Origin of the sequence: Cellulosimicrobium funkei, from assembly GCF_004519295.1 — a bacterium.
Classification (GTDB): Bacteria; Actinomycetota; Actinomycetes; order Actinomycetales; family Cellulomonadaceae; genus Cellulosimicrobium; species Cellulosimicrobium funkei.
In genome coordinates this window covers 266,679-292,837 of sequence record NZ_SOZH01000003.1, presented here as the reverse complement: position 1 = coordinate 292,837, position 26,159 = coordinate 266,679, and the positions used below count along the sequence as shown (strand labels likewise).

At 75.4% G+C, this 26,159-nt stretch carries 24 protein-coding genes and 1 pseudogene; 9 read left to right on the top strand and 16 right to left on the bottom strand.

From position 1 onward, the window contains the following. Positions 1 to 49: 49 nt before the first annotated feature. The gene (locus E1O70_RS04315) at positions 50 to 886 is read right to left on the bottom strand and encodes an alpha/beta fold hydrolase (RefSeq protein ID WP_051028337.1); all 837 of its coding nucleotides are present in this window, start codon (positions 884 to 886) and stop codon (positions 50 to 52) included. Between the two features lie 196 nt (positions 887 to 1,082). Between E1O70_RS04315 and E1O70_RS04310 the strand changes: the two genes are divergently transcribed. From E1O70_RS04310 to E1O70_RS04300, 3 genes are all read left to right on the top strand, one after another. Continuing rightward, positions 1,083 to 2,600, top strand: a complete 1,518-nt coding sequence (locus tag E1O70_RS04310; protein WP_082774639.1) for an MFS transporter — start codon at positions 1,083 to 1,085, stop codon at positions 2,598 to 2,600. A gap of 172 nt (positions 2,601 to 2,772) precedes the next feature. Then, positions 2,773 to 3,522, top strand: a complete 750-nt coding sequence (locus tag E1O70_RS04305; protein ID WP_061268487.1) for a cohesin domain-containing protein — start codon at positions 2,773 to 2,775, stop codon at positions 3,520 to 3,522. Positions 3,523 to 3,590: 68 nt separating this feature from the next. Beyond that, on the top strand, positions 3,591 to 5,447 hold the full coding sequence (locus E1O70_RS04300) for an amidase family protein (RefSeq protein ID WP_061268492.1): 1,857 nt from the start codon (positions 3,591 to 3,593) through the stop codon (positions 5,445 to 5,447). A gap of 93 nt (positions 5,448 to 5,540) precedes the next feature. Here the strand turns inward: E1O70_RS04300 and E1O70_RS04295 are convergent, their stop codons facing one another. From E1O70_RS04295 to E1O70_RS04235, 13 genes and pseudogenes are all read right to left on the bottom strand, one after another. Next, positions 5,541 to 6,608: a hypothetical protein gene (locus E1O70_RS04295; protein WP_061268488.1), complete on the bottom strand. Its 1,068-nt coding sequence runs from the start codon at positions 6,606 to 6,608 to the stop codon at positions 5,541 to 5,543. Further along, positions 6,605 to 8,140: a ribosome biogenesis GTPase Der gene (gene der / locus E1O70_RS04290; RefSeq protein WP_082774637.1), complete on the bottom strand. Its 1,536-nt coding sequence runs from the start codon at positions 8,138 to 8,140 to the stop codon at positions 6,605 to 6,607. Before der ends, E1O70_RS04295 begins: the two co-directional genes overlap by 4 nt. A 75-nt stretch (positions 8,141 to 8,215) precedes the next feature. Beyond that, positions 8,216 to 8,587, bottom strand: coding sequence for an iron chaperone (locus E1O70_RS04285; protein ID WP_043656988.1), 372 nt, complete (start codon positions 8,585 to 8,587; stop codon positions 8,216 to 8,218). 69 nt (positions 8,588 to 8,656) lie between these two features. Then, complete coding sequence (locus E1O70_RS04280) at positions 8,657 to 9,577, bottom strand: EamA family transporter (protein ID WP_082774640.1); 921 nt, start codon at positions 9,575 to 9,577, stop codon at positions 8,657 to 8,659. A gap of 14 nt (positions 9,578 to 9,591) precedes the next feature. After that, positions 9,592 to 10,290, bottom strand: coding sequence for a lysophospholipid acyltransferase family protein (locus tag E1O70_RS04275; protein WP_128957504.1), 699 nt, complete (start codon positions 10,288 to 10,290; stop codon positions 9,592 to 9,594). Then, positions 10,287 to 11,051 carry a (d)CMP kinase gene (cmk, locus tag E1O70_RS04270; protein WP_061268489.1) on the bottom strand — a complete coding sequence of 255 codons (765 nt, stop codon included), beginning with the start codon at positions 11,049 to 11,051 and terminating at the stop codon, positions 10,287 to 10,289. The genes E1O70_RS04275 and cmk overlap by 4 nt, the downstream gene beginning before the upstream one ends. Then, positions 11,048 to 11,410: a chorismate mutase gene (gene aroH / locus E1O70_RS04265; RefSeq protein ID WP_043660429.1), complete on the bottom strand. Its 363-nt coding sequence runs from the start codon at positions 11,408 to 11,410 to the stop codon at positions 11,048 to 11,050. Before aroH ends, cmk begins: the two co-directional genes overlap by 4 nt. Before the next feature lie 78 nt (positions 11,411 to 11,488). Continuing rightward, positions 11,489 to 12,574, bottom strand: coding sequence for a pseudouridine synthase (locus E1O70_RS04260; protein ID WP_128957503.1), 1,086 nt, complete (start codon positions 12,572 to 12,574; stop codon positions 11,489 to 11,491). A gap of 164 nt (positions 12,575 to 12,738) precedes the next feature. Continuing rightward, positions 12,739 to 13,347 (bottom strand): annotated as a pseudogene (gene scpB, locus E1O70_RS04255) (SMC-Scp complex subunit ScpB); the annotation flags it as partial. Continuing rightward, complete coding sequence (locus E1O70_RS04250; RefSeq protein WP_061267771.1) at positions 13,344 to 14,273, bottom strand: segregation and condensation protein A; 930 nt, start codon at positions 14,271 to 14,273, stop codon at positions 13,344 to 13,346. The gene E1O70_RS04250 and the pseudogene scpB, both read right to left, overlap by 4 nt. Next, positions 14,257 to 15,258 carry a ParA family protein gene (locus tag E1O70_RS04245; protein ID WP_082774463.1) on the bottom strand — a complete coding sequence of 334 codons (1,002 nt, stop codon included), beginning with the start codon at positions 15,256 to 15,258 and terminating at the stop codon, positions 14,257 to 14,259. Before E1O70_RS04245 ends, E1O70_RS04250 begins: the two co-directional genes overlap by 17 nt. Positions 15,259 to 15,412: 154 nt before the next feature. Further along, the gene (gene xerD / locus E1O70_RS04240; protein ID WP_061267770.1) at positions 15,413 to 16,366 is read right to left on the bottom strand and encodes a site-specific tyrosine recombinase XerD; all 954 of its coding nucleotides are present in this window, start codon (positions 16,364 to 16,366) and stop codon (positions 15,413 to 15,415) included. A gap of 30 nt (positions 16,367 to 16,396) precedes the next feature. Next, positions 16,397 to 17,425 carry a heme o synthase gene (locus E1O70_RS04235; protein ID WP_255218746.1) on the bottom strand — a complete coding sequence of 343 codons (1,029 nt, stop codon included), beginning with the start codon at positions 17,423 to 17,425 and terminating at the stop codon, positions 16,397 to 16,399. A gap of 351 nt (positions 17,426 to 17,776) precedes the next feature. Between E1O70_RS04235 and tkt the strand changes: the two genes are divergently transcribed. The 6 genes from tkt to E1O70_RS04205 all read left to right on the top strand — a co-directional run bounded on the left by tkt (position 17,777) and on the right by E1O70_RS04205 (position 25,387). Beyond that, positions 17,777 to 19,939: a transketolase gene (gene tkt / locus E1O70_RS04230; protein WP_061267769.1), complete on the top strand. Its 2,163-nt coding sequence runs from the start codon at positions 17,777 to 17,779 to the stop codon at positions 19,937 to 19,939. Between the two features lie 121 nt (positions 19,940 to 20,060). Further along, a complete protein-coding gene (tal, locus tag E1O70_RS04225; protein ID WP_061267768.1) occupies positions 20,061 to 21,200 on the top strand; it encodes a transaldolase in 1,140 nt (379 codons plus the stop codon). 144 nt (positions 21,201 to 21,344) lie between these two features. Further along, on the top strand, positions 21,345 to 22,886 hold the full coding sequence (gene zwf, locus E1O70_RS04220; RefSeq protein WP_061267767.1) for a glucose-6-phosphate dehydrogenase: 1,542 nt from the start codon (positions 21,345 to 21,347) through the stop codon (positions 22,884 to 22,886). Positions 22,887 to 22,989: 103 nt separating this feature from the next. Beyond that, positions 22,990 to 23,907, top strand: a complete 918-nt coding sequence (gene opcA / locus E1O70_RS04215) for a glucose-6-phosphate dehydrogenase assembly protein OpcA (protein ID WP_034655766.1) — start codon at positions 22,990 to 22,992, stop codon at positions 23,905 to 23,907. After that, the gene (gene pgl, locus E1O70_RS04210) at positions 23,904 to 24,698 is read left to right on the top strand and encodes a 6-phosphogluconolactonase (protein WP_061267766.1); all 795 of its coding nucleotides are present in this window, start codon (positions 23,904 to 23,906) and stop codon (positions 24,696 to 24,698) included. Before opcA ends, pgl begins: the two co-directional genes overlap by 4 nt. Then, on the top strand, positions 24,695 to 25,387 hold the full coding sequence (locus tag E1O70_RS04205; protein WP_061267765.1) for an O-methyltransferase: 693 nt from the start codon (positions 24,695 to 24,697) through the stop codon (positions 25,385 to 25,387). Before pgl ends, E1O70_RS04205 begins: the two co-directional genes overlap by 4 nt. 28 nt (positions 25,388 to 25,415) lie before the next feature. Here E1O70_RS04205 and E1O70_RS04200 read toward each other — a convergent pair whose 3' ends face one another. Both E1O70_RS04200 and secG read right to left on the bottom strand, forming a co-directional pair. After that, positions 25,416 to 25,763 (bottom strand): RNA polymerase-binding protein RbpA, encoded by a 348-nt coding sequence (locus E1O70_RS04200; RefSeq protein ID WP_021481809.1) that lies wholly within the window; start codon positions 25,761 to 25,763, stop codon positions 25,416 to 25,418. Between the two features lie 130 nt (positions 25,764 to 25,893). After that, positions 25,894 to 26,136 (bottom strand): preprotein translocase subunit SecG, encoded by a 243-nt coding sequence (gene secG / locus E1O70_RS04195; RefSeq protein WP_021481808.1) that lies wholly within the window; start codon positions 26,134 to 26,136, stop codon positions 25,894 to 25,896. Between the last annotated feature and the right edge of the window lie 23 nt (positions 26,137 to 26,159).

Sequence of the window (26,159 nt, the reverse complement as noted above, 5' to 3'; positions counted from 1 at the left end):
GCACCCTCACGTCCCGACCCACGACCCGGCCCGCGGTGCACACGACGGCTCACACGACCGGCCCGGCCCCCCGCGCGACCTGGAGCACCCGGGCCACACCGGGCTCGTCGGGGTCGTCGGTGATGTCGCGCCCGTCGAGCCAGCACCCGACGACGTGCGCCAGCTCGCCGGGGTGGCTGAAGTTCATGGCGTGCGGCGCGCCCTCGATCGCCGCGACGGTCACGTGCGGGGGCGCGAGCGCCCCCACCTCCCGCACGCGCCACGGCGGCGGCATGAGCGGGTCGCGCGTGCCGAGGACGGCGAGCGTCGGCACGGGGACGCGCAGCACGCGTTCGAGCGAGGGGAACCGCGCGAGCTCGGCGAAGAGCTGGAGCGCGTTGACCGGCCCGAACCGCACGTAGTCGGGCACGGCAACGCGCGCCATGCGCGGGCTCTCGCGCACGGCGTCGCGCGCGAGCTGGGTGAGGGCGCGCCCGAACGGCTGGTTGTGCACGCCCCCGGCCGGCGAGGCGAGCACCACGCCGGCGACCCGGTCGGGGGCGGCGTGCGCGACCTCGAGGCTGACGGGCCCGCCCATGGAGTTGCCGAGCAGGACGACCCGGTCGAGCCCGAGGGCGTCGAGCGTCGACAGGAGCGCCCACGCGAGGGCGGGGATGCCGAGCGGGTGGCCCCACTCCTCGCTGCGCCCGTACCCGGGCAGGTCCGGCACGACGGCGGTCGCGCGGTGGGCGAGACGCTCGGCCGTCGGGAGGAGGTAGGTGCCGGAGATGGCGAAGCCGTGCACGTGCACGATCGGCACGGCGCCCGCGACCTCGGGTCCGGAGCGCACGAAGACCTCGCGGCCCTCGACGGTGACGTGGCGCGACGTCCACCCCTCTGCGGCCATACCGCGATCCTCCCAGTCCCCCGCGCCGACCTCGGCGGCGCGGGCGGCGGAGCACCCGCGACGGGTGAGGCGCCGGGACGACCCGGGCGGCGAGCATGGACGCCGGACGGGGGTCGACGTGGAGCAGAGCACGGGTCGCACCGCGGGTCGGCCGACGGCGGCCGACCGGCGCCTCGCGCTGCTCCTGGCCGCCGCGATGTTCGTGCTCGTGGTGGACACGTCGTTCATGAACGTGTCGATCTCGGCCGTCGTGCGCGACCTCGGCACGACCGTGAGCGGCGTCCAGACGGCGATCGCGCTCGAGGCGCTCGTGTCGGCGTCGTTCATCCTCGTGGGCAGCAAGGTCGGCGACCTCGTGGGCCGGCGGCGCGCGTACGTCGTCGGGCTGCTCGCGTACGGGGCGGGCGCCGTGGCGATGACGCTCGCCCAGAGCCTCGTGGCGGTCGTGGTCTTCTGGTCGGTCATCGGCGGGCTCGGGGCCGCGCTGCTGCTGCCGGCGATGCAGTCGCTCGTGCACGGCAACTTCGAGGGCACCGCGCGCAAGGCGGCGTACGCGCTCGTGGGCGCGGCGGCGTCGATCGCGGCGGCGGTCGGGCCGCTGCTCGGCGGCGTCATCACGACGACGCTGTCGTGGCGCGTGGCGTTCGGGCTCGAGGCCGTGGTGATCGTCGTCGTCCTCGTGGGCGTGCGGCTCGTGCGCGACGTCCCGTACACGGGCGACCGCGCGGTGGACGTGGTCGGGACGGTCCTGTCCGTCGTCGGGATGGGCGGCGTCGTGCTGGGCGTGCTCGTGTGGCAGGAGGGCGGCGAGGCGGTCGGGGCGCTCGTCCTCGTCGGTGCGCTGGGCCTGGTGGGCCTCGCGTGGTGGCTCGTGCGGCGCGCGCGGGCCGGGCGGACGACGCTCGTCGACCCGGGGCTGTTCCGCTCGCCCGCGTTCCGGATCGGGGTGTCGCAGCAGCTCCTGCAGCAGGTCGCGCTGGGCGGGGCGATGATCGCGCTGCCGATCTTCCTGCAGATGGCGCTCGGGTACGACGCGCTGCTCGCGGGTCTCTCGCTCGCCCCGCTGTCGCTGACGATGTTCGCCGCCGCGCTCGTCGCGGGCAAGCGCCCGGGCCGACGGCGGCCGGCCTCCCGCGTGCTCGCGGGCTTCCTCCTGCTCGTCGTGGGCGTGGTGGCGCTCGTCGTGGTGGTGCCGAGGGCGTCGTCGGGCTGGTGGCTCGCGCTGCCGCTCGTCGTGGCGGGCGCCGGGCTGGGGCTCCTGGTCTCCCAGCTCAACGCGTACACGCTCTCCCCCGTGCCGGAGGAGCGCGCGAGCGAGGCCGCGGGCGTGAGCTCGGCCGCGGGGTCGTTCGGCCTCTCGCTCGGCCTCGCCGTCGCGGGCGCGGTCATGCTGGCGTCGCTCGCGGCGGGGTTCACGGCGCGGGCGGAGGCGAGCGACGTGCTGCCCCCGGACGACAAGGAGCAGGTCGCCCGGGTGCTCGAGGACGACGCCGAGATCATGAGCGACGCCCAGCTCGTCGAGCTCCTCGCCGACGAGCCGCCCGCGGTGCGGGCCGAGGTCGTGGCCATCAACGACGACGTGCGGGCGCGGGCGCTGCAGGTCGCGCTCCTCGTGCCGCTCGTCGCGGGGCTTCTCGGCGTCGTCGCCGCGCTGCGCATGCGCCGCCTGCCGGACCCCGAGGTGCGCGAGGGCGAGCCGCCGGTCCTCGGCTGACCCGCGTCGTCGGGATCGTGACCGGACCGAGACCCTGTTCGTTGCTCGTGCTAACCGTCGCGAAACGCCCGGGAAACAGCGACTTGTGAGCATCGCTGACGGCAGGGGGCCCCACCACACGACCGCCGGTCGCGCCGTACCTCCGCGCGCCCGGAGGAAGGACCGCTCGCCCATGACCCGTCCCGTCCCCCGCAGACGGCTCCGCGTCCGCGCCGCCCTCGTCGGCGGTCTCGCGGTCGCCGCGGCGGCCCTCGCCGCCCCCGCGCACGCCGCACCGTCCGTCGCCCAGGTCTCCCTCACGGCGCCCGCGTCGGTCGAGGTCGGCGCGGAGATCACCGTCACGGTCGCCGCGACCGGCGCCGTCGACCTCTACGCCTACGACCTCGCCGTCACCTACGACCCCGACCTCGTCGAGCTCGTGGACGACTCCGTCGTGACCCCGGACGGCGGGTTCGCCGACGCGACCGACGACGCGGCCGGGACGGTCGTCGTCACGCACACGCGGCTCGGCACCTCGCCCGGCCTCGGGGGCGACGTCACCCTCGCGACCCTGACGTTCACCGCCGTGTCCGACGGCGCGGCGGCCTTCGCCGTCCCGACCGCCACGCTCGTGGGCGCCGACGCCGAGACGGCCACGCTCGCCGACGCCGCGAGCGCCACGACGACCGTCACCGCGGTCGACGTCCCGCCCACGCAGGAGCCGACGGGCGGGGCCACCACGCCGCCGGTCGACGACGGCGGCACCACACCCCCCGGGGACGACGGCGCGTCCGACTCGTCGTCGTCCCCGTCCGGGTCCACCTCGGGCGGCGCGCTCGCGTCGACCGGGGCGAGCGTCGCCTGGTTCGTCGGGGCCGCGCTCCTCGCGGTCGCCGTCGGCACGGGCATCCTGCTCGCGCGGCGTCGGGCGGCCACGCGATGACCGGCCCGCTGACCCGCCCCGACCTGTCGCCCGCGCACCGCGCGCCCGTCCCCTCGAAGGAGCCGTCCGTGACCACGACCCACCGGCGCGCCGCCACCGGCGGGCTCGCCGCCCTGACGATCGGCGGCCTCGTCCTCGGCGTCACGACGGCGCCCGCCGCGACCGGCGCGCCCGCCGCGGAGACCGCGCCGCTCCTCGCCCCCTACTGGACCGAGCTCGACCTCACGGGCGACCGGCAGGTCACGACCGACGACCTCGCGGTCGTCGCCGCGGCGCTCGGCGCGACGTCGGCGGACGCGGTCTGGGACGACGTCGCGCCCGCCGACACGGACGGCGACGGCACGATCACGGTGACCGACCTCGCCGCCGTCTCGCAGCGCATGGTCTACGACGACGGCCCGTTCGAGCTCGTCGAGGCGTCCGTGCTCGACATGCAGGCCGCGATGAACGCGGGCACGACGACGTCGGTCGCGATCACCCAGGAGTACCTCGACCGGATCGAGGCGTACGACACGACGCTCGTCGACACGGGCGCGGGCGGGCGGCCGCTGCACTCGATCATCAGCACGAGCGACGTCGCGCTGGAGGCCGCCGCGCGCGCCGACGCGGTCCGCGCGACGGACGGCATGACGAGCCTGCTGCTCGGCGTGCCCGTAGCGGTGAAGGACAACTACGACACGACGGACATGCCCACCACGGGCGGCTGCGGCTGCTGGGACGACAACCGGACGACGACCGACGCGACGATGGTCGAGGGTCTGCGCGCCGACGGCGCGGTGATCCTCGCGAAGGCCAGCCTGGACGAGTTCGCGTTCGGGTTCGCGTCGGAGTTCTCGTCCTTCCAGGACGCCGGCACGAGCACGCTCGTCGCGAGCCCGTACGTGACGAGCCGCACGGCCGGCGGGTCCAGCGGCGGCACGGGGGCGGCCGTCGCAGCCAACCTCGCCGGGCTCGGCCTCGGCACGGACACGGGCGGGTCGATCCGCGTCCCGTCGTCGTACAACCAGCTCGTCGGCGTGCGCCCGACGGTCGGTCTCGCGAGCCGCGACGGCATCATCCCGCTCGCGCTGAGCCAGGACACGGGCGGGCCGATGGCGCGCACCGTCCTCGACGCGGCCGTCGCGCTCGACGCCGTCACGGGGGTCGACGCCGCCGACCCGGTGACGTCGCGCCAGGAGGGCGAGGTCCCGGCGTCGTACACGCAGTACCTGGACGAGGGCGCGCTCGACGGCGCCCGCATCGGCTACGTGCCGTCGATGCTCGGCAGCAACGCGGCGACGCTCCGCCTGTGGGCGCAGACCCGCGCGACGCTCGAGTCGCTCGGCGCGACCGTCGTCGAGGTCACGCCGCCCACCACGTGGTCGCCGGTCCTGCCCAACGGCTTCGCGAGCGTCCTCTCCGAGGGGTCGGGCTCGACGAACGAGTTCAAGCACGACCTCGACGCGTACGTCGCGACCCACCTCGCGCCGCAGGTCGAGGCCCGCACGCTCCAGGGGATCGTCGACTCGGGCCGCTACGTGCCGTCCCGCCGCAGCACGTACGTCTCGCGCGACGCGGTCACGGAGGAGACGTACCAGGCGTGGGCCGGTCCCGAGGGGTCGCACACCAAGGTGCTCGCCGAGGGCAAGGTGCTCGTCACCGCGATGCTCGACGACGCCGACCTCGACGCGCTGGTCTACCCGAGCGCCAACCCGTACGGGACGATCGGCACCAACCTGCGGCTCAGCCCGAACACCGGGCTGCCCGCCGTGACGGTCCCGGTCGGCCAGGCGGTCGCGACGGACGGCACCGTCACCGGCGGCGGCGTCAACCTCGAGCTGCTCGGCCGCGACTTCGACGAGGGCCCGCTGCTCGGCCTCGCGTACGCGCTCGAGCAGGCCACGCAGGCCCGCACCTCCCCCGCGCTCTACGGCCCGCTCGGCTGAGCGGCCCACCACCAGCGCCGACGGCGGCCGTCCCCTCCCGGGGGCGGCCGCCGTCGTCGGTCAGGAGAGGTCGCCCATCGCGGCGACGACGCGTCAGCGGCGCGGTGTCCGACGGCGCTCGTCGTCGCCGCCGAGCGCGGCACCGAGCGCCGCGAGCACGAGCAGGTCCACCACGAGACCCGCGACGCCGACCCACTGCAGCGCGCGGAACACGAGGAGCTGGGTGAGCAGGAGCGAGACGAGCACGCCGCGCCGGACCCACACGGCGCCGGCCCGGCGGTCCTCGGGCCGCCCGCGGCGGGACACCACCACGCCCACGACGACGCACGCGACCGTCGCGGCGACGCCCGCAGCGATGCCGGCCCCGACCCAGGGGGGCACGTCGACGTCGCCGACCAGCACGCGCAGCCCCGCGAGCAGCGAGCCCAGCGCCGTCCCGAGCACGAGCACGACCACGACGACGGCGGCCCAGCGGCGCTGGAGCGTCTGCGCGAACCAGGCCGACGAGCGCCGCACGAGGGCGCGCACCGGGTCGGGCACGTCGACGTCGTCGCGCGGCACGGCCTCGACGAGCGCCGCGACCTCGTCGGCCGCCGGCTCGCCGCGACCCAGCGTGACGAGCGCGCGGGCCTCGTCGCGCGCGTCGTCGGTGAACCCGCCGGCGACGCCCGCGACGGCGCGGTCGGTCGCGACCGCGAGGTACTCGGCCGGGTGGTGGCGCCGCCACCCGTGCAGCGCCTCGACGACGAGGACGAGCACGACGACCGTCGCGTAGATGAGCGCCGCCGTCGGCTCGTAGAAGTAGTCGTTGTCCGCGGTGACGAACTTGCCGACCTCGTCGACGAACAGCCCGAACCCGATCCCGCCCACGAACGCGCCGAGCGAGCGCAGCGCCGGGCCCACGAAGGACAGCAGCAGCACGAGGGCGAGCGCCATGCCGAGCCCGCCCCACAGCACGTGCGCGACGTGCAGGTCTCCCCCGCCGACCTGCGGATACCCCGACGCCGCGAGGAAGAACCGCGTCACGAGCACCGTCGCGACGGCGACGACGAGGAACGTCACGACGTGCCGCACGGCCGCGGTGTCCCGGGCCGCGCCGAGGCGCAGGGCGCGGCTCCGCCGGGAGGTCCCGGCGGAGGCGCGCCCCGTGCCCGTGCTCACCGCTTGCGCTTCTCCCGCACGCGGACGCTGATCTCGATGGGCGAGCCCTCGAACCCGAACGTCTCGCGCAGACGTCGCTCGATGAACCGGCGGTAGCCCGCCTCGAGGAACCCGGTCGCGAACACCACGAACCGCGGCGGGCGCGTCGAGGCCTGCGTCGCGAAGAGGATGCGGGGCTGCTTGCCGCCGCGCAGCGGGTGCGGGTGGGCGGCGACGAGCTCGCCGAGGAACGCGTTGAGGCGGCCCGTCGGGATGCGCGTGTCCCAGGAGTCGAGCGCGCGCTCCATCGCCGGGGCGAGGCGGTCGGTGTGCCAGCCGGTGCGGGCCGACACGTTGACGCGCGGCGCCCACTGCACCTGGACGAGGTCCTTCTCGATCTCGCGCTCGAGGTACGGGCGACGGTCGTCGTCCATGAGGTCCCACTTGTTGTACGCGATGACGAGCGCGCGGCCCGCGTCCACGACCTGGGAGATGACGCGCGTGTCCTGCTCGGTGAGCGGCACGGACGCGTCCACGAGCACGACGGCGAGCTCCGCTTTCTCGATCGCGGCCTGCGTGCGCAGGGACGCGTAGAAGTCGGCGCCCTTCGTCTGGTGCACGCGGCGACGGATGCCGGCGGTGTCGACGAGGACGTAGGGCACGTCCTTGATCGTCACGAGCTCGTCGACGGGGTCGCGCGTCGTGCCCGCGATCTCGTCGACGACGACGCGGTCGGCGCCCGCGAGCTTGTTCAGCAGGGAGGACTTGCCGACGTTCGGGCGCCCGACGAGCGCGACGCGACGCGGCCCGGTCGGCCGCACCTCGCCGTGCTCGGACTCCGTGGGCAGCGCCGCCATCGCGGCGTCGAGCAGGTCGCCCGTCCCGCGGCCGTGCAGCGCGGACACGGGGTGCGGCTCGCCGAGGCCGAGGCTCCACAGGTACGCGGCGTCCGCCTCGCCCGACTGCCCGTCGACCTTGTTGGCGCACAGCACGACGGGCTTGCCCGACTCGCGCAGGAGGCGCACGACGCGCTCGTCCGTCGCGGTCGCGCCGACGGTCGCGTCGACGACGAAGAGCACCGCGTCGGCGAGGGAGATCGCGACCTCGGCCTGCTCGGCGACCTTGGACTCGATGCCCGCGACGTCGACCTCCCAGCCGCCGGTGTCGACGAGCGTGAAGCGGCGCCCGGCCCAGTCGGCGGGGTAGCTCACGCGGTCGCGCGTGACGCCCGGCTTGTCCTCGACGACGGCCTCGCGGCGGCCGAGGATGCGGTTGACGAGCGTCGACTTGCCGACGTTCGGGCGCCCGACCACGGCGAGCACGGGCAGGGGCGCCTCGGGCGCCGCGCCGTCGAGCGCGTCCTCGTCGGCGTCGAGCAGCGCGAGGTCGGCGTCCTCGAGCTCGTAGTCGTCGAGTCCGGCGCGCAGCGCGCGCTCGCGCGCCTCGTCGTCCGCGGCGTCCGCGGGCGCCAGGGGCTCCTCGGCCTGACCGACGGCGTCGGTCCGTCCGGGCGTGCCGGGCTGGGCGGGGTCGGGTGTGGTCATGGGGTCCATTCTCCCAGGCCGCGGGCCAGGCTCCGAACCGGGCCGCGGGCGCGTCGTGCGGGTGCCCGTCCGGCGCGCCCGGCGTCAGCCCGCGGCACCGTCCCGGCGTGCGGCGAGCCGCGCGACGACGGCCCGCACGACGTCGTCGGGCACGGGCTCCGCCAGCGGGAACCGCAGCGTGCCCTTGCCGTCCTGGTAGCGCGCGATGCGGCGCGCGAGCGCGTCGTCGACCTCGGGCACGGGGTAGAGCGAGACGTGGTGGGCCCAGCCCGCGAGGTAGACGACGTACCGGCCGTCGCGGGTGAAGGTCGGGATGCCGTAGCTGATGCGCTCGCCCAGGCCGGGCACCGTGTCGTGCACCACGGCGCGCAGGTGCGCGACGACCTCGCGCGCGTCCGGGGCGAGCGTCGCGAGGTACTCGTCGACGGTCGTGGGCTTGCCGGGCGGCTCGGCCATGCGTGCTCCCTCCCCCGCGGGCGGCGCCTGCCCGGCCCTGCGACGGGGCGTCGGCGCCTGAGCGCGAACCTACCGCGCGGCGGGCGTGCCCGCGAGGCGCACGAGCACGACCCCGGCGACGACGAGCACGCCGCCCGCGGCCTGCACGAGGCTCGGCACCTCGCCGAGCAGGAGCCACGCGATGGCGACGGCGAACAGCACCTCGGACAGCCCGACGAACGACGCGAGGCGCTCGCCCATGCGCACGGTCGCGGCGACGCCCGAGACGTAGGCGAACGCCGTCGCGACGAGCACGACGACCGCGAGCGGGACGTACCAGGGCGCGGGCGAGCCGAGGAGCGTGACGTCGACGAGCGGGGCGGCGAAGGGCAGCACGCCCGCGAGCGCCGCCGCGCCGAGCGCGAGCGCCCCGACGCCGAGCCCGCTCGCGGCGAGCGCGACGGGCGGCAGGCGCGTCGGGCGCGCGGACAGCACGAAGTAGGCGCCCAGCCCTACTGCAGCACCGAGCGCGAGGAGGACGCCGAGGAGGTCGGGGCGGGCGCCGCCCGGGTCGACGACGAGCACGAGCCCGAGGACCGCGACGGCGCAGCCCGCGAGCGTGAGCCGGGGCGGCACGTGGCGCGTGCGGGCCCAGGCGAGGCCGACGAGCAGCACGGGCGCGAGGTACTCGACGAGCAGCGCGATGCCGACGGGCATGCGCGCGACGGCCGCGAAGTAGCACAGCTGGGTCGCCGCGACGGCGACGAGGCCGAACCCGAGGACGAGCCGCCACTCCTCGCGCAGGAGGCGGTGGCTGCCCCGCAGGGCGACGGCCGCGACCGGGGCGAGGACGAGCGCCGAGCACAGGGCGCGCGCGAGGACGGCGGCGCCGGGCGTCCAGCCCGCCTCGAGGAGCGGCTTGACGAACGGGCCGCTCGCGCCGAACGCGAGGGCGGACGCGAGCCCGACGAGCAGACCCGTGCCCGGGCGGTCGCCCACGACGTGCGCCACCGGGCGGTCCGCCCTCACGGCGTCGGCCGGTCCCGGCGCGGGTCGTCCAGCGGCAGCGCCACGCCGGTCAGCGCGACGGTGTCGGCGACCAGCTCGGCGAGCGCGGTGCGGATGCGCTCGTTCGCGTCCTCGAGCGCCTGCTTGCCGCTCACCCCGGGCGCGCGCTCGACGGTGAGCGGCTCCCCGAAGCGGACGACGAGCCGACGGCGCAGCCCGGGGATCCGGTTGACGCCCTCGCCCGCGCGGCGCGTGCCGAGGACGGCGACCGGCACCACGCGGGCGTGGCCGTTGAGCGCGAGCCACGCGGCCCCGGCACGCGCGGAGGTGGCGTCGCCGCGCCCGCGGGCGCCCTCGGGGAAGACGCCGACCGCGCCGCCGCGCCGCAGCACGCCGAGCCCGGCCGCGAGCGCGGGGCGCCCGCCGGTGCGGTCCACGGGGATCTGCCCGGCCGCGCGCAGCACCCAGCCGACCGGCCCGGTGAACATCTCCTCCTTGACGAGGACGTGCAGCGGGCGCGGCGCGACTCCGAGGACGAGCGGCCCGTCGACGACGCCGGTGTGGTTCGCGGCGAGCACGACGGGGCCGTCGGCCGGGACGTGCTCCGCGCCGATGACGTCGGTCGCCCACGCGACGCGCGCAAGGAACCGGCCCACCCAGCGCGACCACGCCGGTCCGGCGGGCGACGGGACGCCGTCTCCCGTGCCGCGGCTCACGAGCCCTGGCGCGGGCCGACCACCCGCCCGGTGACCTGCTCGACCACGGAGAGCACCGCGTCGATCGTCTGCTCCAGGTCGAGCTCCGACGAGTCGACGGTCACGACGCCGTCGGCCGCGACGTGGAACTGCGAGACCGTCGCGTCGTCGCGGTCGCGCCGCAGCACCTGGTCCTTCGTCGCCTCGACGGCGGCCGCGTCGGCCGTCCCGTGCACGTCGAGCGAGCGGCGCGCGAGGCGGGCCTCCTCGCTCGCGGTGAGGAGCACGCGTACGTCGGCGTCGGGGGCGACGACCGTCGTGATGTCCCGGCCCTCCGCCACGACACCGCGACCGCCGGCGAAGCCCGCGGGCGTGCGCTCGGCCTCGATGACCCCGCGCTGGAGACGCCGCAGCTCCGCACGCACCGCGAGGTTGGTCGCGACGGCGCTCACGGCCGTCGAGATCTCGGTCGAGCGGATCGCCTCGCCGACGTCCGTCCCGTCCACGTGGACGGTCGGACCGGACGGGTCGAGGCCCATGACGAGCGGCATGACGCGCACCGCGTGCGCGACGGCGTCCTGGTCGGCGAGGTCCTCGCCGCGGTGCAGGCACCACCAGGTGGCGGCGCGGTACATCGCGCCCGTGTCGAGGTAGGCGAGGCCGAGGCGGCGCGCGACGCCCTTCGACACGCTCGACTTGCCCGAACCCGACGGCCCGTCGATCGCGACCGTCAGCGCGCCGTCGGCGCGACCCTCCCCCGCGCCCGACGTCCCCGCGCTCACTGGGCGAGGTCCTTGCGCAGCGCCGTCGCCCCGTGCAGGTAGACGTGCTGGACCGCCGCGCGGTCGACGTCGAGCTCCGCGTGCGCCATGAGGCGCACCACGCGCGGCAGCGCGCCGGGCACCGCGATCTCCGTCGCGCACATGAGCGGCACGTCGCCGAGGCCCATCTCGCGCGCCGCGGCGGCCGGGAAGTCGGCCACCAGGTCGGGGGTGCACGTGAAGAGGATCGAGATGAGCGCGCCGGTGTCGACGGCGTTCGCGTCGAGCACCTCCTGGACGAGCTCGCGCGTGCGCGCGAACAGGTGCTCGCGCTCGTCGGCGTCGAGCTGGGTCGCGCCCCGGATCGCCCGGACCGGCATGGATGGTGCTCCTTCGTGCGGGACGGCCCGCCTCGCGGCGGTCCGTCGGGGTGGTGGTGCGGGACGCGCGGGCCGGGCCTAGAGCCCGACGCCCGCCATGAGCGTGCCGAGCTCGGTGCGCCCGAGGACACGCGTCGTGCCGGGGCGCAGGTTGCCGAGCGCGATCGGCCCGATGCGCGTGCGCACGAGGCGCGTCACGGGGTAGCCGACCTCCTCGAACATGCGCCGCACGACCCGGTTGCGGCCCGAGTGGAGCACGACCTCGATCATCGTCTGGTCCGCGACCTGGTCGACGACCCGGTACGCGTCCGCCTGCACGACCCCGTCCTCGAGCTCGATCCCGTGCAGGAACTTGTTCGCGACGTTGCCCGCGACCTTGCCGCGCACCGTGACGAGGTAGGTCTTGGCGACCTCGTGCGAGGGGTGCGCGAGGTGGTTCGCGAGCTCGCCGTCGTTCGTGAGCAGCAGCAGGCCCTCGCTGTCCGCGTCGAGGCGGCCCACGTGGAACAGGCGCTCGGGCCGGTCGGCGACGAGCTCGGCGATGGACGGGCGGCCGTCCGGGTCGTGCATCGTCGACACGACGCCGCGCGGCTTGTTGAGGGCGAGCGTCACGCGCGAGGAGTCGAGCTGCAGGCGCATCCCGTCCACGTGCACGACGGCGCGCGCCGGGTCGACCCGCACGCCCAGCTCGGTGACCCGCACGCCGTCCACCTCGACGCGGCCCTGCGCGATGAGGTCCTCGCACGCGCGGCGCGACCCGAGCCCGGCCGACGCGAGCACCTTCTGGAGGCGCACGCCGTCCTCGACGTGGACGTCGCGCTGGGGCTCGCTGGGCTTCCCGCGCACGGGACGGCGCGGCCGGGCCGCCGCCTGACCGGCGCGGGGTGCCGACGTGCCGCGACCCGCGGCAGGGCGACCCCGACCGGCGCCCTGGCCACGACCGGCGCCCTGCTCCCGCCCGTCGCCCGCGCCGCGGCCCGCGGACGAGCCCTGCGCGGACGAGCCGCCGCGCCGGGGCGCGCCGCCCGCGCGTGCGCCGTCGCCGCCCCGCGGGCCGCCACGACGCGCGTCGCCGTTCCCGCCGCGGCGTGCGTCGCCCGCCCCGTCGCGGGGCGTGCGCCCGCGCCCTCCGTCGCCGGAGCGGCGTCCGTCCTTCGAGCTCATGCGTGTCCTTCGTCCGTCGGTTCCTGCGTGACGTCGTGCGTCACGCGGGGTGTCGTGGCGGTCGGCGCCGGTGCGCCGTCCGCGTCGTCAGCCGCGACGTCGGGAGCGTCCGTCGGCGCCGCGACGCCCGTCGGCCGCGCGGGAGCGCGCAGGTCGGCGAGACCGTCGAGGCCCTCGAGGTCGTCCATGTCCGGCAGGTGCGGCGCGAGCGGGGGGAGCTCGTCGAGCGACGTGAAACCCATGCGCTCGAGGAAGTACCCCGTGGTGCCGAAGAGGCCGGCGCCGGTGTGCGGGTCCTGGCCGACCTCGGCCACGAGCCCGCGCGCCACGAGCGTGCGCACCACGCCGTCCACGTTGACCCCTCGCACCGCCGACACCTGGCCGCGGCTGACCGGTTGACGGTACGCGATCACGGCCAGAGTCTCCAACGCCGCCTGCGTGAGCCGAGCCGTCTGGCCGCCCTGGACGAACCGGCCCACGACCTCGGCGTGCGCGGGCGCGGAGTACACGCGCCACCCGCCGCCCGCCGCGCGCAGCTCGAACCCGCGGGGCCGACCGCCGTCGTCGCCGCGGTACTCGGCCGCGAGGTCGTGCAGCGCGTCCAGCACCTCGTCGACCGGGACCGCGAGCGCCGCCGCGAGCTCGACCGGCGGGATCGGCTCGTCCGCGACCATGAGCACGGCCTCGAGCGCGGACGGCAGACCGCCCGGGAGGTCGTGCACGGCGGGCGGGCGGGTGTCGTCGGGGGCCGGGCCGTCGTCGGGCTGCGTCACGCGGGGACCTCCTGGTCGGTGGCGGCGAGGGCGGCCGCCGGGTCGGGCTCGTCGCCCTCGTCGAACTCGCTGCCGACGTCGGCGAGCGGCGGCTCGGCCGCGTCGTCGTCGCCCGACCACCGCACGGTGAGCTCGCCGAGCGGCGTCACCTGGTCGAACGCGACGAGCGCCTGGCGGAACAGCTCGAGCAGCGCGAGGAACCGCGCGACGACCACGGCGGTCTCCCCCGCGTCGGCGACGAGGGCGCGGAACGTCGTCGTGCCGTGGGTGCGCACGCGGTCGACGACGATCCCCGCCTGCTCGCGCACGCTCACGGCGGGGGCGTGCAGGTGGTCGAGCGAGACGCCGGGCGGCGGCGCCTTGGGAGCGAGCGCGCGGGCCGCGAGCACGGCGAGCTGGTCGGGACCCATGGTCCACACGAGCTCGGGCAGGAGCGCGGCCAGGTGCGGCTCGAGCTGCACGACGCGCGGGAACCGGCGCCCGGCGCTCTCGAACCGCTCGGCGAGCAGGCCCGACACGTCCTTGTACGCGCGGTACTGCAGCAGCCGGGCGAAGAGCAGGTCGCGGGCCTCCAGCAGCGCCAGGTCCTCGTCGTCCTCGACGCTGCCCGTCGGCAGCAGCCGGGCGGCCTTGAGGTCGAGCAGCGTCGCGGCGACGACGAGGAACTCGCTCGCGGTGCCGAGGTCCCAGCCGGGGTGGTCCTCCCCCGCGGCCCGCGCGACGGCGGCGGCGCGCTCGGCCGCGCGGATGTACGCGATGAAGTCGTCCGTCACGCGCGCGAGCGCGACCTCGGTGATGTCGAGCTTGTGCTTCGTGATGAGCGACAGCAGCAGGTCGAAGGGCCCGCTGAAGTTGTCGAGCCGGACCTCGAACCCGGCCCGCGCGGGCGGCTCCGTCGGTGGTGGCGGCTCAGGCGGCGTCGCCACGGGCGACCAGCTCCCGGGCGAGCTGCCGGTACGCGACGGCGCCCGGGTGGTTCGGCGCGTACACGGTGATGGGCTCGGCCGCGACGGACGCGTCCGGGAACTTCACGGTGCGGCCGATCACGGTGTGGAGCAGCTTGTCGCCGAACGCCTCGTGCACGCGCGCGACGACCTCGCGCGAGTGCAGCGTCCGCGAGTCGAACATCGTGGCGAGGATGCCGTCGACGTCGAGGCGCGGGTTGAGCCGGTCGCGCACCTTCTCGATCGTCTCGACGAGCAGCGCGACGCCGCGCAGCGCGAAGAACTCGCACTCGAGCGGGATGAGCACGCCGTGCGCGGCGGTGAGCGCGTTGACGGTGAGCAGGCCGAGCGAGGGCTGGCAGTCGACGAGGATCACGTCGTAGTCGTCCACGACCGGGCGCAGCACGCGCGACAGGACGGACTCGCGCGCGACCTCGCCCACGAGCTGCACCTCGGCGGCCGAGAGGTCGATGTTCGCGGGCAGCAGGTCGAGGTTCTCGACGTCGGTGCTCACGAGCACGTCGTGGATGTCCGCGCCGCGCTCCATGAGCAGGTTGTAGACCGTGCGGTCGAGCTCGTGCGGGTTGACGCCGAGGCCGACGGACGCGGCGCCCTGCGGGTCGAAGTCGACGAGCAGGACCTTGCGCCCGTACTCGGCGAGCGCGGCGCCCAGGTTGATGGTGGTCGTCGTCTTGCCGACGCCGCCCTTCTGGTTGCACATGGCGATGATGCGGCCCGGGCCGTGCGCGGCGAGCGAGGCCGGGACGGGGAACTCCGGAAGGGTGCGGCCGACGACGTCGACGCGCGGCTCGGCGGCGGCACGGTCCTCGGGCTGCTCGACGGGGCGGTCGGCGGGAGGCGCCGCGTCCCCCTCGGCGGAGGTCTGCGGGACGACCGGACGGACGGCGTCGCCGTGCGAGCCGTGTGCGCCGCGCGTCTCGGGCTGGGTCTCGGCCTGGCTGCTCACGTCCGCCACGGTATCGCAGGACCTCGCCGGGGCCGGTGCGTACGCGCCCGCGCGCCGCGTTCCGGGAGGACGTGGGGCGGCAGTACTCGCGGCGGTACTCGCGGCGGTGCTGCGACGGTGCTGGGGGGCGCCATGGCCCCGTCGCGGCGCGGGATCAGCCCAGCGCGCGGGGGTGCGCGGCCGCGTAGACCTCGCGCAGCGTGTCGGGCGTCACGAGCGTGTAGATCTGGGTCGTGGTGACCGACGCGTGGCCCAGCAGCTCCTGCACGACGCGCACGTCCGCGCCGCCGGCGAGCAGATGGGTCGCGAACGAGTGCCGCAGCGTGTGCGGCGAGATGCGTTCGGGGTGCTCGATCCCGGCGCGCTCGGCCGCGGTGCGCAGCACGGCCCACGCGCTCTGCCGGGACAGGCGCGCGCCGCGCGTGTTGAGGAACACCGCGGGCGTCCCCCGGCCGTTCGCGCCGAGCGCGGCGCGCCCGCGCACGAGGTAGGCGTCGAGGGCGCGGCGCGCGAACGACCCGACGGGCACCACGCGCTCCTTGCCGCCCTTGCCCAGGAGACGCACCGCGCCGCTGTCGAGGTCCAGGTCGTCGACGTCGAGGCTCACCGCCTCGGTGATGCGCGCGCCGGTCGAGTACACGAGCTCCAGGAGCGCGCGGTCGCGCAGGGGGCCGGGCCCGTCCCCGGCGCCGGACGCCTCGAGGATGCGTGCGACCTCGTCGGTCGAGATGGCCTTCGGCAGCCGTCTGCCCTGGGCGGGCGGGCGGACGTCGGCCGACGCGTCGGCGTCGGCCAGGCCCTCCGCCGCGCAGAAGCGGTGCCAGCCGCGCACGGCCGCCACCGACCGGGCGGTCGAGGACGGCGACAGGGCCGCGCCGCCGTCGGCCCCGGTCCGCAGCGCGGTGACGTAGTCGGCGACGTCGTCCGCCTCGACGTCGCGCACGGCGTGGTTCCCGCGCGACGCGAGGAACGCGACGTAGCGCGCGAGGTCGCGGCGGTAGGCCGCGACCGTGTTGGCGGACAGCCCGCGCTCGACGGCGAGGTGCGCCAGGTACTCGCGCGCGGCGCGGTCCAGCGCCTCGGGCACGTGGGCCTCGCCGGGGCTCATGGCGTCACTGCCCGCCCGGGACGACCGGGCTCACAGCGGCAGGAAGACGTCGACCGCCACCGCGACGAAGAGCAGGGTCAGGTACGTGATGGACGCGTGGAAGACCTTCATCTCCCCCACCTTGCCGCCCTTGCCGTCGGCCTTGTCGCGCGCCCGGCGCAGCATCGTCACGCACGACGACAGGAACCACGCGCCCAGGGCCGTGGCGACGACGCCGTAGACCCAGGTCATGCCGGCGAGCGGCCACAGCGCGAGGGACGAGGCCACCATCGCGACGCCGTAGAGGATCATCTCGCGCGCGACCCGGCTGTCGTCCGCGACGACGGGGAGCATCGGGACGCCCGCGTTCGCGTAGTCGCGCTTGAACTTCATCGAGAGCGGCCAGTAGTGCGGCGGGGTCCAGAAGAAGATGACGAGGAACAGCGCGAGCGCCGCCCAGCTCAGCGAGCCCGTGACCGCCGACCAGCCGATGAGCACCGGCATGCAGCCCGCGATGCCGCCCCACACGATGTTCTGCGGGGTGCGACGCTTGAGGATCATCGTGTAGCCGACGACGTAGATCGCGATCGCCCCGAAGGTCAGCCACGCGGAGACGACGTTGACCAGCAGCGCGAACCAGACCAGCGACACCACGCCGAGGACGGTGGCGAACACGAGCGCCGCGCGCGGGGTGATCTCGCCCGTGACGAGCGGGCGCCGCTTGGTGCGGTTCATGACCTCGTCGATGTCGCGGTCGAGGTAGCAGTTGTAGACGTTCGCGGAGGCCGCGGCGAGCGTGCCGCCGACGAGCGTCGCGAGGATGAGGCCCAGCCCGGGCAGCCCGCCCTGCGCCAGGAACATCGTCGGGACCGTCGTGACGAGGAGGAGCTCGATGATGCGCGGCTTGGTGAGGGCGACGTAGGCGCCGACCCGCTCACGCAGGGCGCGCGTCGCGCGGGCGGCCTCGGCCGTCGGGGCGACGGGGGTCGCGGGGGCCGTCGGGGAGGACGGCTGCTGGGTCGACGCGGCGCTCGACGGGCTTCCGGTCCCGTCGATCGGTGCCTGGCTCGTGGTGTGCACGCGCTTCGGTGTTCCGTTCTGAGGTGGGGGGCGAGCTGGGACGGACCGCCGGTCGTCCTCGCTCATCGTACGTCCCCGCCTGCGTGGGGGCCGACCGGACGGGCCGGGCGATTGTGTGACATCCGACCGAAATCCAGCACGTGGGCACCGCCCGGCCGGGAACGGCGCGCGCGTATAGGCTGGTGCCCGCGACCGTCCCGCGTCGGACCGCCCGCCACGGACGTGGCCTCCGGGCCGCGACGGGCACCGGGCCGCCCCGCCCCCAGAGGCGTGAGGCCGGGAAATGTTCAACGGTTGCTTCGAGTTGTCGCGAGGATCCGGGGCGCGCGCTCCGGACGGGAATGAGGTTCGGTGAACGCGTTGTCCCCTGCTCACACGCCCCTGGACTGGACGGACCTGGACGACCGGGCCGTCAAGACGATCAAGGCGCTCGCCGCCGACGCCGTGGAGAAGGTGGGCAACGGCCACCCGGGCACCGCGATCTCGCTGGCCCCCGCCGCGTACCTGCTGTTCCAGAAGGTCATGCGCCACGACCCGTCCGACGACCACTGGGTGGGTCGTGACCGGTTCGTGCTCTCCGCGGGCCACTCGTCGCTGACGATCTACCTCCAGCTCTTCCTCGCCGGGTACGGCCTGGAGATGGAGGACATCGAGGCGCTGCGCACGTGGGGCTCCAAGACCCCCGGCCACCCCGAGTACAAGCACACCCGCGGCGTGGAGATCACGACCGGCCCGCTCGGCCAGGGCCTCGCGTCGTCGGTCGGCATGGCGTTCGCGGCGCGCCGCGAGCGCGGCCTGCTCGACCCGTCGACCACGGCGGGCGAGTCGCCGTTCGACCACCACGTCTACGTCATCGCCTCCGACGGCGACCTGCAGGAGGGCGTGACGAGCGAGGCCTCCTCGCTCGCGGGCCACCAGCAGCTCGGCAACCTCGTCGTGATCTGGGACGACAACAAGATCTCGATCGAGGACGACACGGACATCGCGTTCACGGAGGACGTCCTCGCGCGCTACGCCGCGTACGGCTGGCACACCCAGCGCGTCGACTGGACCAACGGCGGCACGGGCTACGCGGAGGACGTCGACGCGCTGCACGCCGCGATCGAGGCCGCCAAGGCCGAGACGGGCAAGCCGTCGATCATCGCGCTGCGCACGATCATCGGGTACCCGTCGCCCACGAAGCAGAACACCGGCGGCATCCACGGCTCCGCCATGGGCGCCGACGAGATCAAGGGCCTCAAGGTCGAGCTCGGCCTCGACCCCGAGGCGAGCTTCGCGATCGACGACGAGGTGCTCGCGTACACGCGCGCCGTCGGCGAGCGCCAGGCCGACGCCCGCGCCGCCTGGGACCGGGCGTTCGAGGCGTGGAAGACGGCGAACCCGTCCGGCGCGGAGCTGCTCGACCGCCTCTCGCGCCGCGAGCTCCCGGCCGGCTGGGAGGACGCGCTCCCCACGTTCGAGGCGGGCAAGGCCGTCGCGACGCGTTCCGCGTCCGGCAAGGTCCTCACCGCGCTCAAGGACGTGCTGCCCGAGCTCTGGGGCGGCTCCGCCGACCTCGCGGGCTCGAACAACACGACGATGGACGGCGAGCCGTCGTTCGTGCCGGCCGAGCACGCGACGAAGAAGTTCCCGGGCCACGAGTACGGCCGCACGCTGCACTTCGGCATCCGCGAGCACGCCATGGGCGCGATCCTCAACGGCATCGTCCTGCACGGCGGGACGCGGGCCTACGGCGGCACGTTCCTCCAGTTCAGCGACTACATGCGTCCCGCCGTCCGGCTCGCCGCCCTCATGGAGATCCCGACGACGTTCGTGTGGACGCACGACTCGATCGGCCTCGGCGAGGACGGCCCGACGCACCAGCCCGTCGAGCACCTCGCGGCGCTGCGCGCGATCCCGGGCCTCGACGTCGTGCGCCCGGCCGACGCGAACGAGACCGCGTGGGCCTGGCGCACCGTGCTCGAGAACACCGAGCGCCCGGCGGGCCTCATCCTCACGCGCCAGAACGTGCCGACGTTCCCGCGCGGGACGGACGGCTACGCCGACGCGTCCGGCACGGCGCGCGGCGGCTACGTGCTGCTCGACACCGAGGGCACGCCGGACGTCATCCTCATCGGCACCGGCTCCGAGGTGCAGCTCGCCGTCGAGGCGCGCGAGATCCTCGCGGCCGAGGGCGTGCAGGCGCGCGTCGTGTCGCTGCCGAGCCGCGAGTGGTTCGACGGCCAGGACGACGCCTACCGCGAGTCGGTCCTGCCGTCCGCCGTCCGCGCGCGCGTCTCGGTCGAGGCGGGCGTCGCGCAGGGCTGGCGCGAGCTCGTCGGCGACGCCGGCCGCTCCGTGAGCCTCGAGCACTACGGCGCGTCCGCGGACTACCAGGTGCTGTACCGCGAGTTCGGCATCACGTCCGAAGCCGTCGCGACGGCGGCGCGCGAGTCGATCGCCGCGGCGCGCGGCGGCGACGCCCCGGGCGCCGAGCCCACCCCCTCGGAGGGCGGCACTGGCGACCTGCGCTGACCCTTCGTAGATTCCGAGGTGGGGCCGTGCACGCGGCCCCACCTCGGGGCACCCCGGACGACCGTCACGAGCGGCGACCCGGGCGCACGTCCGCAGCGAGAGCACCACGAGAGGAAGTCCGATGACGCAGCCCACCACCGTCCCCGGCCCCATCGAGCAGCTCACGGGAGCGGGCGTGTCGATCTGGCTCGACGACCTCTCCCGAGAACGGCTGCGCACGGGCAACCTCGCCGAGCTGGTGGCGACGCGCGGCGTCGTCGGCGTGACCACGAACCCCACGATCTTCGCGTCGGCGCTCGCGAAGGGCGACGCCTACGACGCCCAGCTCGCCGACCTCGCGGCCGCGGGCACCGACGACGCTGCCGTGGAGGCCGCCGTCGAGCGCATCACGACGGACGACGTGCGCGCCGCCGCCGACCTCCTGCGCCCCGTCTACGACGCCACCGACGGCGTCGACGGGCGCGTCTCGATCGAGGTCGACCCGCGCCTCGCCCACGACGCCGACGCGACGGTCGTCACGGCGGAGCGCCTGTGGCGCACGATCGACCGCCCGAACGTCTACATCAAGATCCCGGCGACCGTCGCGGGCCTCGACGCGATCACGCGCACGCTCGCGCAGGGCATCAGCGTCAACGTGACCCTCATCTTCTCCCTCGCGCGCTACCGCGCGGTCATGGAGGCGTTCGCGATCGGGCTGGAGCAGGCGCGCGCCGACGGCGTGGACCTCGCGCCCGTGGGCTCCGTCGCCTCGTTCTTCGTCTCGCGCGTCGACACCGCGGTGGACGCCGCGCTCGAGAAGGTCGGGACGCCCGAGGCGCTCGACCTGCGCGGGCAGACCGCCGTGGCGAACGCGCGCCTCGCGTTCGAGGCGTACGAGGAGTTCCGCCAGACGGACCGCTGGCGCTCGCTCGTCGCGTCCGGCGCGCAGCCCCAGCGCCCCCTGTGGGCCTCGACGGGCGTGAAGAACCCCGAGTACCGCGACACCATGTACGTCGACGAGCTCGTCACGGACGGCGTCGTGAACACCATGCCCGAGGCGACGCTCCAGGCGTTCGCGGACCACGGCGTCGTGACGGGCGACACGATCACCGGCACGGCGACCGCGTCGCGGCGCACGATCGAGACCGTCGAGTCGTTCGGCGTCTCCCTCGTCGAGGTCACCGACCGCCTCGAGGCCGAGGGCGTGCGCAAGTTCGAGGACAGCTGGACCGAGCTCCTCGCCACGACGCGCGCCAACCTCCGCCGCCTCGCCTCCTCCTGACCTCCGGCGCGCGGCCGGCGTCCCGGCCGCGCGTCCGACCTGCGGGAACGGCGGCGCACCCCGTCGCGACGCCCCTATGATCCGCAGACGCCCCAGTCCTTCTGCAGTCCTCCGACCCCTCCCCGAACGGAACGGTGCCACCAGGTGAGACCGGCCAAGATCACGCCAGAGCACAACCCTCTGCGCGACCCCCTCGACCTGCGCCTGCCCCGGATCGCGGGCCCGTGCGGGCTTGTCATCTTCGGCGTCACGGGCGACCTCGCCCGCAAGAAGCTCATGCCCGCGGTCTACGACCTCGCCAACCGCGGCCTGCTCCCCCCGGGCTTCGCGCTCACGGGCTTCGCGCGCCGCGACTGGGAGGACCAGGACTTCGCGCAGGTCGTGCACGACGCCGTCAAGGAGCACGCGCGCACGCCGTTCCGCGAGGCGACGTGGCGCCAGCTCTCCGAGGGCATCCGGTTCGTCCAGGGCTCGTTCGACGACGACGAGGCGTTCGAGCGCCTGCGCGAGACGGTCGAGACGCTCGACGCCGAGCGCGGCACGGGCGGCAACCACGCGTTCTACCTGTCGGTCCCGCCGAGCGCGTTCCCCGTCGTGTGCCGCCAGCTCGCCGAGTCGGGGCTGTCCCGCTCGGCGGAGGACGCCTGGCGCCGCGTGGTCATCGAGAAGCCGTTCGGCCACGACCTCGCGAGCGCGCGCGAGCTCGACGCCGTCGTGTCGGAGGTCTTCCCGCCCGACTCGGTCTTCCGCATCGACCACTACCTCGGCAAGGAGACGGTCCAGAACCTCCTCGCCCTGCGCTTCGCCAACCAGATGTTCGAGCCCATCTGGAACGCGAACTACGTCGACCACGTGCAGATCACGATGGCCGAGGACATCGGCATCGGGGGCCGCGCCGGCTACTACGACGGCATCGGCGCCGCGCGCGACGTCATCCAGAACCACCTGCTCCAGCTGCTCGCGCTCGTCGCGATGGAGGAGCCGGTGTCGTTCGACGCGCCCTCCCTGCGGGCCGAGAAGATCAAGGCTCTCTCCGCCGTGCGGCTGCCGCGCGAGCTGTCCCGGCACACCGCCCGCGGGCAGTACGCCGCCGGCTGGCAGGGCGGCGAGGAGGTCATCGGCTTCCTCGAGGAGGACGGCATCCCCGACACCTCCACCACGGAGACGTACGCGGCGATCCGCGTCGACATCGACAACCGCCGCTGGGCGGGCGTCCCCTTCTACCTGCGCACGGGCAAGCGCCTCGGGCGCCGCGTGACCGAGGTCGCCGTGGTGTTCAAGAAGGCCCCGCACCTGCCGTTCGAGAGCTCGCAGGCGTCGGACCTCGGGAACAACGCGCTCGTGATCCGCGTCCAGCCGGACGAGGGCGTGACGATGCGCTTCGGCGCCAAGGTCCCGGGCACCGCGATGGAGGTCCGCGACGTGACGATGGACTTCGGCTACGGGCACGCGTTCACGGAGTCCTCGCCGGAGGCGTACGAGCGTCTCATCCTCGACGTCCTGCTCGGCGACCCGCCGCTGTTCCCCACGCGCGAGGAGGTCGAGCTCTCCTGGAAGATCCTCGACCCGATCACCGCGCACTGGGCCGTGAAGGGCAAGCCCGAGCCGTACCGGTCGGGCACGTGGGGGCCGGAGTCCGCCGACGCGATGCTCGCGCGCGACGGCCGCGCCTGGCGGCGCCCGTGACCGCGCCGGCGCCCGCCGAGCGGGCCGCGCGCACCCGAGAGACCCCCCGACCCCGTCGTGCGCCGGTACGCGGCACGACCCTCCGACCGGCGAGGACCCCGCGATGATCATCGACCTGCCCGACACGACGACGAACGCGGTGAACAAGCGCCTCGTGCGCCTGCGCGACGAGGGCGGCGCGATCGCGCTGGGCCGCGTCCTCACGCTCGTCGTCATCGCGCGCGAGTCCGACGTCGAGACGTCGATCGAGGCCGCGAACGACGCGAGCCGCGAGCACCCGTGCCGCGTCATCGTCGTCGCGCCGTCGGGGCGCAGCGCGACGCCGCACCTCGACGCGCAGATCCGCGTCGGCGGCGACGCGGGCGCGTCCGAGGTGGTCGTGCTCCGCACCGCCGGGCCGCTGCTCGAGCACGCGGACACGCTCGTCATGCCGCTCCTGCTGCCCGACGCGCCCATCGTCGTGTGGTGGCCGGGCCAGCCGCCCGCGTCCCCCGACGACGACCCGGTCGGCGCCATGGCGCAACGGCGCATCACCGACTCGATCACCGCGAAGGACCCCGAGGCGACGCTCGCGCAGCTCGCGCAGACGTACGGACCGGGCGACTCCGACCTCGCGTGGGCCCGCGTGACGCTGTGGCGCGGCCTCATCGCCGCGGCGCTCGACCAGCCGCCCTACGAGCCGGTGACGAGCGTCGTCGTCGAGGGCCAGGCGAAGCACACGTCGCTCGACCTGCTCGCCGCGTGGCTGGGCTCGCGCCTGCGCTGCCCGGCCCAGGTGGTGCGACGGCGCGGCGCCGAGGCGATCACGCGCGTGACCCTCGAGCGCAAGAGCGGCCCGATCGTCCTCGACCGCCCCGACGGCCGCACGGTGACGATCAGCCAGCCGGGCAAGCCCGACCGCCGCGTCGCGCTGCCCATCCGGACGCTCAGCGAGGCCCTCATCGAGGAGCTCCGCCGCCTGGACCCTGACGAGATCTACGGCGAGGTGCTCACCAAGGGCCTGCAGAAGGTGGGCGCATGACCGCCGCGGGGCCGGGCACCCCGGCGCGCCTCGTCGTCGTGCACCCCGACGCCGGCGTGCTCGCCGAGGCGGTGGCGTCGCGCCTCGTGACCCGCCTGCTCGACGTGCAGTCGGTCCGCCGGCCCGTGCACGTCGTGCTGACGGGTGGGACCGTCGGGATCGCGAGCCTGACCGCGCTCGCGCGCCACCCCGCGCGCGACGCCGTCGACTGGTCGGGCGTGCACGTGTGGTGGGGCGACGAGCGCTTCCTCGCGTCCGGCGACGGCGAGCGCAACGAGACGCAGGCGCGCGCGGCGCTGCTCGACCACCTGCCGCACCTCCCGCCCGAGAACGTGCACCCGATGCCGGCCGCGGGCGCGGCGGCGACCCCCGAGGAGTCGGCGACCGCGTATGCGGCGACGCTCGCGGAGCACGCGCCGGACGGCGAGCAGGTCCCGGCCTTCGACGTCCTGCTGCTCGGCATGGGCCCCGACGGCCACGTCGCGTCGCTCTTCCCCGACCACCCCGGGCTCGACGTGACGGGCACCCCGACGGCGGGCGTCCACGGCTCCCCCAAGCCGCCGCCCGAGCGCGTCACGCTGACGTTCGAGGCGATCGCGCGGGCCCGTCAGGTGTGGGTGGTCGCGGCGGGCGCCGAGAAGGCCCCCGCGGTGGCGTCGGCCCTCGCCGGCGCGCCGGTGCGCGAGACCCCGGCCGCCGCGGTCGCGGGGACGGAGGCCACGCTGTGGCTCGTCGACGTCGCCGCGGCCGGCACCGGGACCCCGACCGAGACGGACGAGGGGCGCGCGTGACGACCGGCGGCGAGCACCCGGCGGACCCCGCGGCCACGTGGGACGCCGTCGACGCGTACTTCGCGCCCCTGGTGGCCGAGGACGACGTGCTCGCCGCCGCGTCGGCGCGCGCCCGGGACGCCGGGCTCCCGGAGATCCAGGTCTCCCCCGCCCAGGGCCGGCTGCTGCAGCTCCTCGCGCTCGGGTCGGGCGCGCGGCGGATCCTCGAGGTCGGCACCCTGGGCGGCTACTCGACGATCTGGCTCGCCCGGGCCCTGCCCGCCGACGGCACGCTCGTCACGTGCGAGATCGACCCGGCGCACGCCGCCGTCGCGCGCGAGTCGCTGGCCGCGGCCGGCCTCTCCGGGACGGTCGACGTCGTCGTCGGCCCGGCCGCCGACACGCTGCGGGGGCTCGTCGCGGACGGCGCCGCGCCGTTCGATCTCGTGTTCGTCGACGCGGACAAGCCCTCGAACCCGGTCTACCTCGACCTCGCGCTGCGGCTCTCGCGCCCCGGGACGCTCCTCGTCGTGGACAACACCGTCCGCGGCGGGGCCGTCGCGGACGCGGCGAGCACCGACCCGAACGTGCTCGGCGTGCGGGAGATGGCGGACCGCGTCGTCGCGGACCCGCGCCTCGACGCCACGGCCGTGCAGACCGTCGGGTCCAAGGGCTACGACGGCTTCGTGCTCGCGCGCGTGCGCGGCTGAGCCGCTACCCGTACCGCCCGGGCGGGGTTCAGCGGCCGCGGCGGGCGCGCAGCGCGGCGAGCGCCTCGTCGAGGATCGCGACGCCGTCCTCGTCGCTGCGCCGCTCCTTCACGTACGCGAGGTGCGTCTTGTAGGGCTCGTTGCGCGACGGCGTCGGCGGGTGCTCCTGGTCCTGACCGGCCGGGAACCCGCACCGCGGGCAGTCCCAGGTCTCCGGCGCCTCGATGCCCGCCTCCGACGAGAAGCTGGGTCGCGTCTCGTGGCCGTTGGCGCACCAGTACGACACCCAGAAGCGCGGCGCGATCTCGCCGCGCTCGGACTCCCCGAGCGGTCCCGCCCCGACGCGCGACCCTCGGATCGCGTTACCACCTGCCACGTGCTCTCTCCCCCGTCCGTGCCGCCGTCGGCACTCGTTCCTGCCCGGACCGCGCGACCGTGCGCGGCTTGCCCCCTGCCGACTGCGGACTCTCCTGCCGTCCCGACGACGCCCCGGTGGGCGCGTGCGGTCAGACGACCTTCTGGAGGAGACCCAGGAGCACGATGACGACGGCCCAGACGAGGGCGAACGCCACGGTGATGCGGTTGAGGTTGCGCTCGGCGACGCCGGAGCTGCCCACGGAGCTCGAGATCCCGCCGCCGAACATGTCGGAGAGGCCGCCGCCCTTCCCCTTGTGCATGAGCACGAGCAGGGTGAGGAAGGCGCTGGTCAGCACCAGCAGGATCTGGAGGATGATGCGCAGCACGTCCACGAGTACGTCCTTGAGGCTCAGGG

Bases quoted from the DNA above. Each gene is read 5' to 3' on its own strand.
- der (WP_082774637.1), bottom strand. From the start codon at position 8,140: ATGGACCCCATGACCACACCCGACCCCGCCCAGCCCGGCACGCCCGGA.
- E1O70_RS04315 (WP_051028337.1), bottom strand. From the start codon at position 886: ATGGCCGCAGAGGGGTGGACGTCGCGCCACGTCACCGTCGAGGGCCGC.
- E1O70_RS04310 (WP_082774639.1), top strand. From the start codon at position 1,083: ATGTTCGTGCTCGTGGTGGACACGTCGTTCATGAACGTGTCGATCTCG.
- E1O70_RS04305 (WP_061268487.1), top strand. From the start codon at position 2,773: ATGACCCGTCCCGTCCCCCGCAGACGGCTCCGCGTCCGCGCCGCCCTC.
- E1O70_RS04260 (WP_128957503.1), bottom strand. From the start codon at position 12,574: ATGAGCTCGAAGGACGGACGCCGCTCCGGCGACGGAGGGCGCGGGCGC.
- aroH (WP_043660429.1), bottom strand. From the start codon at position 11,410: ATGCCGGTCCGGGCGATCCGGGGCGCGACCCAGCTCGACGCCGACGAG.
- opcA (WP_034655766.1), top strand. From the start codon at position 22,990: ATGATCATCGACCTGCCCGACACGACGACGAACGCGGTGAACAAGCGC.
- xerD (WP_061267770.1), bottom strand. From the start codon at position 16,366: ATGAGCCCCGGCGAGGCCCACGTGCCCGAGGCGCTGGACCGCGCCGCG.
- pgl (WP_061267766.1), top strand. From the start codon at position 23,904: ATGACCGCCGCGGGGCCGGGCACCCCGGCGCGCCTCGTCGTCGTGCAC.
- tal (WP_061267768.1), top strand. From the start codon at position 20,061: ATGACGCAGCCCACCACCGTCCCCGGCCCCATCGAGCAGCTCACGGGA.
- E1O70_RS04285 (WP_043656988.1), bottom strand. From the start codon at position 8,587: ATGGCCGAGCCGCCCGGCAAGCCCACGACCGTCGACGAGTACCTCGCG.